Annotated in this window: 7 protein-coding genes; 3 read left to right on the top strand and 4 right to left on the bottom strand. The window is 41.3% G+C overall.

The features are described 5' to 3' along the window. Positions 1-68: 68 nt before the first annotated feature. Complete coding sequence (locus HMPREF9420_RS13415; RefSeq protein WP_081457454.1) at positions 69-263, top strand: hypothetical protein; 195 nt, start codon at positions 69-71, stop codon at positions 261-263. 575 nt (positions 264-838) lie between these two features. On the opposite strand, the gene HMPREF9420_RS08170 is transcribed toward HMPREF9420_RS13415, so the two are convergent. Then, positions 839-1,378, bottom strand: a complete 540-nt coding sequence (locus HMPREF9420_RS08170) for an RNA polymerase sigma factor (protein WP_007135118.1) — start codon at positions 1,376-1,378, stop codon at positions 839-841. 443 nt (positions 1,379-1,821) lie between these two features. On the opposite strand from HMPREF9420_RS08170, the gene HMPREF9420_RS08165 reads away from it, so the two are divergent. Next, on the top strand, positions 1,822-2,979 hold the full coding sequence (locus tag HMPREF9420_RS08165) for a purple acid phosphatase family protein (protein WP_007135117.1): 1,158 nt from the start codon (positions 1,822-1,824) through the stop codon (positions 2,977-2,979). Positions 2,980-3,151: 172 nt separating this feature from the next. Here HMPREF9420_RS08165 and HMPREF9420_RS08160 read toward each other — a convergent pair whose 3' ends face one another. The 3 genes from HMPREF9420_RS08160 to HMPREF9420_RS08150 all read right to left on the bottom strand — a co-directional run bounded on the left by HMPREF9420_RS08160 (position 3,152) and on the right by HMPREF9420_RS08150 (position 7,020). Beyond that, positions 3,152-4,816 carry a putative transporter gene (locus tag HMPREF9420_RS08160; RefSeq protein ID WP_007135115.1) on the bottom strand — a complete coding sequence of 555 codons (1,665 nt, stop codon included), beginning with the start codon at positions 4,814-4,816 and terminating at the stop codon, positions 3,152-3,154. A 6-nt stretch (positions 4,817-4,822) separates the two neighbouring features. Then, complete coding sequence (locus HMPREF9420_RS08155) at positions 4,823-5,641, bottom strand: pyridoxamine kinase (protein WP_007135114.1); 819 nt, start codon at positions 5,639-5,641, stop codon at positions 4,823-4,825. Between the two features lie 140 nt (positions 5,642-5,781). Continuing rightward, positions 5,782-7,020, bottom strand: coding sequence for an XAC2610-related protein (locus tag HMPREF9420_RS08150; protein WP_248628097.1), 1,239 nt, complete (start codon positions 7,018-7,020; stop codon positions 5,782-5,784). Between the two features lie 694 nt (positions 7,021-7,714). Between HMPREF9420_RS08150 and HMPREF9420_RS13405 the strand changes: the two genes are divergently transcribed. Then, positions 7,715-7,891 carry a hypothetical protein gene (locus HMPREF9420_RS13405; RefSeq protein ID WP_081457453.1) on the top strand — a complete coding sequence of 59 codons (177 nt, stop codon included), beginning with the start codon at positions 7,715-7,717 and terminating at the stop codon, positions 7,889-7,891. The last annotated feature ends 411 nt before the right edge of the window (positions 7,892-8,302 follow it).

Raw genomic sequence — 8,302 nt, 5'->3', positions numbered from 1 at the left:
CGTTCATTTTATAATACAATTAATGCAAACATACGAATAAATAAATAGCAAAATATATTAAGATTTCAATGGATATATCCACCATTATAAATGTTGTAACGATGCAACGCCGTGGAGTTTATGCCAATATGCCCATGAATGTATCTTCCATTATGTATGCCCTCATGGTGCAACGCCGTAGGTGTTGTTCTTTTGATAGCCCGGGGTTGGCGAGGAACGAGCCTACCCCGGGTAAACGTTCACAAGGAGATTCAACGCCATAGGTGTTGAGCTTTTTCTATAAAGACACGCTTATAATGAACTCTTTTATGGCGAATTAATCAAAAAAAGCACAACACCGATGGCGTTGTTCCACGCAAACCATACGTTAACCCAGGGTAGCCTGCACTATCGTTTGGCAACCCTGGGCTATCAAAAGCGCAACACCTACGGCGTTGAAACGCGCATTTTTTGATACGATTTCTTTCGTTTTACAACATGATTTACGGGCTTGTCACGTGGAAATAAACATTATCAACAACATGGGGTCAAATGATTTGTCAAACGATATGCATCGAGGCATAATTCAATATCCAATACCTCATGTAACAATTTGCACCATTTTACGCGATAATTTGCGTCATTTCATCGTGTAAACCGCGACAAATTACGAGATTGTTTGCCTTAAATTATTTTACGCTTCATTATCAAACATTTCGCCACCTTTAATTACCTCTCAAATAACTCCCTCCATTTCAAGGAGTAACTACTCCCCTCTCTCTTCGGAGAGGGGCTGGGGGTGAGGCTGAAAGAAGCTGGAATCTCGGCTTTATTTGAATACGATGAACTTACGAGAAGATTAGGTTGACATTTTCTTTCGCAAGAGTTTCAGTGATGAACTGAGATAGTTTTTGACGGTTTGTGACGAGAGATTCAGCGAATCGGCAATCTCTTGGATGGGCATATGCTGTTCTTTGCTCATCTCATATATCTGACATTCGCGCTTAGAAAGCAGCTTCTTTGACTGCTGAAATCGGTCGATTGACTCCTGATGTTCTATCAGATCGTGGGGCGAAGGCCATGGAGATATCTCTTTAGCTGCCTTTTGATAGTCTTCGAAATCAATCTTTGCGATTTGTTTTCTGAAGCTATCGATGATGAGATTTCGGGCTATCGTGAATAGCAAAGCATGCACATTGCCGTAACAATCAAGTTGTTCGCGGGTGTTCCAAAGCTTCATAAACGTTTCTTGAACAATGTCTTCGGCCAACGAAGTGTTCTTGGTTTGCGCCAGAGCAAAGCCATATAACTTGTTGGAAAAGCGCATATAAAGTTCTGAGAAAGCTTGTTCTGAACCTTCTTTCAGTTGCGATATGCACATTTTATCATCGTTCTCCATAGATGTTTTGTTCGCATTTTATGGTTGCAAAGGTGCGTTTTATGCTTTGATTTCTGATTGTTTAGCCGCTTCTTTGTACTCCAATGGAAAGATAACTTACGTTAAGTACCAAGTATTAGTGCTACAAAGATATACAAATTCTATCATATTCTATCACGATATGAGTCATTTTTATACATAGTCCCTATTTTTATAGATAAAATGTAGAGGGCTGTTGCGAAGGAAATAAACTGCAAAAACAGACTAAGAATTTGGAAAACAGAGGACAGAAAAGAGGGATTTAGAAAACGAAGGCAGGCGATGTGTTACATGAAAAGATGGTGACGGGCGCAAAAAAAGATTGAAAAAAGAGTGGAAAAAGATAGTACTTTTCTCATGATTCAACGTAATATAGGTGTAATCTTATAAAGAGGAACACTATTAATAATATTAAATCAAATTACATGAAACATTTATTGTTCGGATTATTACTGCTGTTTTGTGTCAGTGCTAAAGGCATTGAGGTGACTCATGGACCTTGGATTTGCGACATGGATAGCACTGGTGCCACTATTGTTTGGGTGACAGACAAGCCTGGGTTGTCGTGGGTTGAGATAGCACCCGAGGGAAAAGACCACTTCTATGGTAAGGTAAGGCCACGCTATTACGATGTGTTGGCGGGACGAAAACTGCTTACCGACAGCGTGCATCGCGTGCGTGTCACTGGTCTTAAGCCTGATTCAAGGTATCGTTACCGTGTGTTTACACAGCAAGTTGACGAGTGGCGCTATGACGATTGGGTGAGTTTAGGGAAGACTGCCTGTACAGATGTGTGGAAAGGAAAGCCGTATGAGTTCACGACTTACCCCGTAAAGCCTCGCGAAATCACTTTCCTGGTGCTGAATGATATCCATGAACGTCCGCAGTTTATGAAGGAATTGTGCAAGAATGTGGACTTCAATAAACTTGATTTTGTGCTACTCAATGGTGATATGTCACATCGTTTGAGAGATCAAAAGCACATGATGGACGCATACTTAGATACCTGTGTGAGCATGTTTGCTACGCATACACCATTGTTTTTCAACCGTGGTAATCACGAACTTCGAGGCCAATTTGCAGACTATCTCTATCGTTACTTCCCCACAAACAACGACAAATATTATCGCCTTCAGCATGTAGCGGGAGTGGATTTCCTATTTATTGACTCGGGAGAAGATAAGCCAGATGAAGAGATTGAGTATAGCGGCATCGTTAGTTATGACCAATATCGCGAGGAGCAGGCACGTTGGTTGAAGTCGTTAAGAGAGGAACATAAGGTTGGAAAATACCCCTTAATAGTCTTCTCTCACATGCCTCCTACGTTGGAAAACTGGCATGGTCCCTACCACATGCAAGAGACTTTAACGCCTGAACTCAATAAAATGAACGTATCTGTTATGCTTTCTGGTCATCTACATAGATTCGGATATCAGGAGCCTAACGAGGTAATCAACTTCCCAAATCTTGTTAACAGCAACAACACCTACTTGCTTTGCCACATCAAAAATGGTAAGATGGAAGTGGATTATGTTGGTCTTACGGCGAAAGAAAAGAAGCATTTTACTTTCCCTTTGAAATAAATCATCCCACAAAGAAAGATGCACCATCAACAAATGATGGTGCATCTTTTTTATATTTCAATAGTGCTATTTGCACCATTAAAGCTTTCTTCCTTTATAGACAGTAGGATTTTGACTTATAAAAAGCTTGATTTTCAACTTTATTTCTACCTGTTTTTATGAGTAATAAGTCTTAGGTGGCAAAGAACATCACGAGAATTTGTGCAATGATTACACGCAAAAACATCCCTAATGGATAAACCGATGCGTAACTGATACTGGCAGTATCGCCCTTAATAGTATCGTTTGCATAGCCCAAAGCCATAGGGTTAGCCATACTCCCACAAAGGATTCCGCAAATGGTTCCAAAGTCAAACTTCTTCGTTTTCAATGCTATCAGCCCAACAATCAATACAGGAATGATTGTAATCAATGCTCCTATACCAATCCAAAGCAAGCCTTGTGGCCGCATAACTGTATCAAAGAAGTCCTTTCCTGCATCCAAACCGAGACATGCAAGATAAAGACTTAGTCCAAGTTTGCGTAGCATCAATGATGCCGATTGCGTTGTATAAGAGATAAAATGCATCTTAGGCCCAAGCGCACCCACTATGATTCCCATGATAATTGGACCGCCCGCGATACCTAATCTCACAGAGCTCTCCATGCCTGGAATGCTGATTGGGATTGTGCCTATAGCCAAACCTAAGAATATTCCAAAAAGAATGCTGCCAATATTTGGTTCATTTAGTGTCTTCACTGAATTGCCAAAGTAACTCTCTACATGGTTAACGGCCTCATGTTGTCCTACAACTGTGACCCTATCTCCATATTGTAAACGAAGGTCACTTGTAGCTAACAGTTTCATATCTCCACGCAAAACTCGACTTACATTGACGCCATACGATTTGCGAAGATGCAGTTCTCCAAGTCTCTTTCCATTGAGTTCAGTGCGTGTAAGCACGAGTACTCGACTCTCCACTTGAGTGTCAATGGCATTCCAGTCAATAGCTTCTTCGTTCCAATTCTTATTGATTTTCTTACCAAAAAGAATCTCCATAGCTCCTTCATCCTCTTTAGTTGTAATGACAAGTAGGTCATCATCGACCATCAAAGTAGTCTCGGCATTCGGTACAATGACTTCATTCCCTCGCCAAATACGCGAGATAATGAACTTCAAATGCGTCATATCTGACACTGAAGCAATGCTTTTTCCCGACGTCGCGGGATTCACAACTTTGAACTCTGCGATATAAGTGTGGTCGTTACTCTCGGCAGTTTTCACCTCAAGGTCAGCGGGTTTAACAAACAATTTGCGTAGAAGCATCATCGCAATTATAACGCCAAGCACACCCAAAGGATAGGTAACAGCAGTCGCAAGTGCCACAGTTCCGCTGCTCATTCCAAGGTGACTGAGGGCTTGAGTGGCTGCACCAAGGGCGGGAGTATTCGTAGTTGCTCCGCAAAGTAGACCCAACATATCGGGTAAGTTGATACCCGTTAGGGGAATCAATAGCAACGAAAAAAGCGTTCCAACGACTATAACGGCGAGGCTCCACATGTTTTGTGACATCCCTTCATGACGCAAAGAACCAAAGAAGTTTGGGCCTACATGCAAGCCAAGACAATAGACAAACATAGCTAAACCGAATGTTTCGGCATAGTCAAGTACCGTGGGATCTATACTCAATCCAAGGTGACCGGCGAGGATACCCACAAAGAAAACAAACGCTATTCCAAGGGAAATGCCCATTATTTTGACTTTTCCTATGGCCAAACCAAACGCGATTATAATCGATAAAATGACTACAGTCTGAATGGAAGAATGAACAGAAAATAAGTTGTTTACCCAGTCCATAGTGTGTTAGAGAATACTTAGATATTGTTCAAGAGGTATACCTCGGTTCTTGTCTTCATTGTCCTTATTGCGGAAAATGAGCTCATAAACGCCATCCATTGCCTTTTGAGTTGCATCAATCAGAGATTCTTCATTGAGCAAATGGCCAATAAGGATAGCCGAAAAGATGTCACCTGTGCCAGGGAAATGTACGGGAATCTCCTCATAGCAACGTTGAAAATACTCATTGGTAATATGGTTATAGCCCACCACCGAAGGTTTCCCATCAACAGGAATGCTTGTGATGAGCACCGATTTTGCTCCTATCTGACGCAAGAGATCAAGCAAATGATAAGCTTCTTCCCTACTAACTCCCTGCTGGTTATACGTGCTATCGGTCAGATAACAGGCTTCCGTGTAGTTGGGATAACATAGATGTGCCACGCTCAACATCTCTCTCATACTCTTAATTGCGGCTGGAGTTACACCATTATATAGCTTTCCTTCGTCGCCCATAATAGGGTCAACAAAGATTGTTGTGCCTGTGGCGGCTTGCTCAAGACAATAGCGTGACACGATGGCGGCTTGCTCTTCGCTGACGATAAAGCCTGTAGCAATGGCGTCAAATGTAAAGCCTAACTCCTTCCATACAGGGAAAACACCACGTATATAGCTTGTAGTATCCATGATGTTAAACTTGCCATAGTCGAGTGTATTGGATACCAATGCCGTCGGAAGATTATAAGTTGGGTGGCCGAAATACGACAAAATAGGGAGCATAGCGGCTGTAGCCACCTTGCCATAACCTGCAATGTCGTTGATCAAAAGAATTTGTTTCTTACTCATTTTGACTTTTCTCTATCAGTGGGCAAAGGTAGTAAAAAGTTAAGAGACAACGCCTTTATACTGAAATTAATTACTACATCGATGATAATTTCATCGGTGCCATAACATATAATGTATGAGAAGCAGCTCTGAAATCTATCTTAATACCTGAAGAAATACAGGATAACATATTTCTGCCAAAGGGGAGTGAGCTGCTTATATGTAGGACTTTGCACCTCACGCACACATCTCCCCGCATCGTCATATACCTTCATTTGCAGTATCTTTGAATTTGAAGGATGTCGCAATAGGGTTGAAATGAGCCGATAACCTCGCGTCGAACAACGATACATTCGCTCTTCAACAACATCGTTACTAACGTCATGTGTGTCCACAATGCAATGGGCTTCATCGAAGATAGTGGGGGATTCTAACTTGTCAAAGAAAGGCTCATGAACATATTTTCCTTGCTTTTCAGACCATAAAAAGACTTGTCTTTTTGTCAAATTGTAAAGCCAAACGGCGAAATCTCGATGCCCATCGAAGTTATAATCACGTTGATCTACCCAATACTCCGAACCAATCTTGCCCAAATCAAGCGTCTGAAGATAATGTTTATTGCTATAAATGTCAAGCTTAAATGCCCCATGTTCTGTTTTCGATTGCCACGAAATATAAATCTCTTTGTCGCCTTTCCACCACTCACGGTCCTCTTCTGCCTGCGCTTTCTGCCCTTCGGGAGTCACCGTTTCAAAGGCTTTCATATAGCTTTCCCAGCCAAGATGCTGTTTGTTTGGCATCACATAAAACTCTGCTGAGCCTACATCGAGGTCGTTAGAATCAGGGATTCGTCCCACGCCGAAATTCGCTTTCTTCGATGCTTTCGTGCGATAAGAGGTCCAATGTCCCTCAAATTGGTTGTTATTATAGCCGTCTGCACCATCTTCTGTACTATCAAAATAGGCCGTATCTTGATAGATAATAAAATATGAAGTAAAACTACCGGCAAAGAATCCCGAACCTTTTTGCATCTTATCTTCATCAAAACGATATTGCGCTTTCAGTTTATACCGCTTGAAATTAGGGTCTACTTGTTCATTCGGAGCAAACGAATGAAGGTCTATTCTCCCTGTAAAACTACATAGGTTTTGCTTCACCTTGCTTTTCCCTTCCACATGATACCAATGCGGATTGACCTTATCTTTATAGATTGTATCAAAGTGCATATAGAGCCGTTGACCATTACCTATATATCCCAAAAGGTCATTTCGCATCAACACCTGACTATAGTCATATCGCAAAAGTTGCTCGTTTAACTTATTGTTTGGCACTTTAGCAAAGCCCAAATAGACAGAACAAACCAGCAAGAGCATTGTCATCATCAGTTTTTTCATTGCCATCACGCGTGTTTTATAAGGTTGAACATCAAAAGAAAACACTAACATTGCAAATTTATATAATTTATATTGAAATGCAAGAATTTAGTAAAAAATATACTTCTAAAATCAATTAACTGCGCTCTTTCCTCCCCTTTTCCTTCCACTATCATGCAGTTTGCAAAGTAGAATGCTACAGCTAACTCCACTATCCCCACCATTTCACCGCGCGATTTGCGTCATTTCATCGTGTAAAATGCGGCAGTTCACGCGGTAAAATATGGCAGTTCACGCGACGATTCGCCTTACATTATTTTACTTTTAATTATCAACAACGTCACCCTAACAATTGTTTCATCTCGCAACTCGGTACGAGTTGTTCCTTTGATAGCCCGGGGTTGGCGAGGAACGAGCCTACCCCGGGTAAACATTCGCAAGGAGATTCAACGCCATAGGTGTTGAGCTTTTTCTATGAAGGCATGCTTACAATGAACCCTTTTATGGCGGATTAATCCGAAAAAGCACAACACCTAGGGCGTTGGTCCACACACAACATACGCTAACCCAGGGTAGCCTGCACTATCGTTTGGCAACCCTGGGCTATCAAAAGCGCAACACCTACGGCGTTGAAATGTTCATTTTTTGATACGATTAATGCCAACATACAAATAAATAAATAGCAAAATATGCCAATATTTCGGTGGATACATCCACCTTTATGAATGTTGTAACGACGCAACGCCGTTGGTATTGTGCCATTATTCCAATGAATGAATTTTGCAATATAAATGCCCTCATGGTGCAACTCGGTACGAGTTGTTCTTTTGATAGCCCGGGGTTGGCGAGGAACGAGCCTACCCCGGGTAAACATTCGCAAGGAGATTCAACGCCATAGGTGTTGAGCTTTTTCTATGAAAGCATGGTTATAGTGAGGTGTTTTATGTTGAATTACGCTTAGAAAGCGCAACACCTACGGCGTTGATACGTCCAATCCGTAGCATGGACTACGTTTTCTTGTGTCTGAATTTATGTCGGATTGCACTTAAAAAGCGCAACACCTACGGCGTTGAAATATTCATTTTTCGATACGATTTCTTTCGTCTTACAACATGATTCAATGGCTTGTCATGTGGAAATAACCATTATCTACGACATTGATTCAAATAATTTGTGAAACAATATGTATCGTGGCATAATTCAATATTAAATATATTATGTCACAATTTGTACCATTTCATGCGCTAATTTGCGTCAAATGATGCGGTGTTTTGCCGTATTTTACACGATGAAAAGACGCAAATGGTTT

The sequence above is a fragment of the Segatella salivae DSM 15606 genome (assembly GCF_000185845.1).
Lineage (GTDB): Bacteria > Bacteroidota > Bacteroidia > Bacteroidales > Bacteroidaceae > Prevotella > Prevotella salivae.
This window is presented reverse-complemented; position numbering and strand designations above follow the sequence as displayed.

Coding starts and splice junctions, on each gene's coding strand:
- HMPREF9420_RS13415 (WP_081457454.1), top strand. CDS start 69: ATGGATATATCCACCATTATAAATGTTGTAACGATGCAACGCCGTGGA.
- HMPREF9420_RS08170 (WP_007135118.1), bottom strand. CDS start 1,378: ATGGAGAACGATGATAAAATGTGCATATCGCAACTGAAAGAAGGTTCA.
- HMPREF9420_RS08165 (WP_007135117.1), top strand. CDS start 1,822: ATGAAACATTTATTGTTCGGATTATTACTGCTGTTTTGTGTCAGTGCT.
- HMPREF9420_RS08160 (WP_007135115.1), bottom strand. CDS start 4,816: ATGGACTGGGTAAACAACTTATTTTCTGTTCATTCTTCCATTCAGACT.
- HMPREF9420_RS08155 (WP_007135114.1), bottom strand. CDS start 5,641: ATGAGTAAGAAACAAATTCTTTTGATCAACGACATTGCAGGTTATGGC.
- HMPREF9420_RS08150 (WP_248628097.1), bottom strand. CDS start 7,020: ATGGCAATGAAAAAACTGATGATGACAATGCTCTTGCTGGTTTGTTCT.
- HMPREF9420_RS13405 (WP_081457453.1), top strand. CDS start 7,715: ATGAATGTTGTAACGACGCAACGCCGTTGGTATTGTGCCATTATTCCA.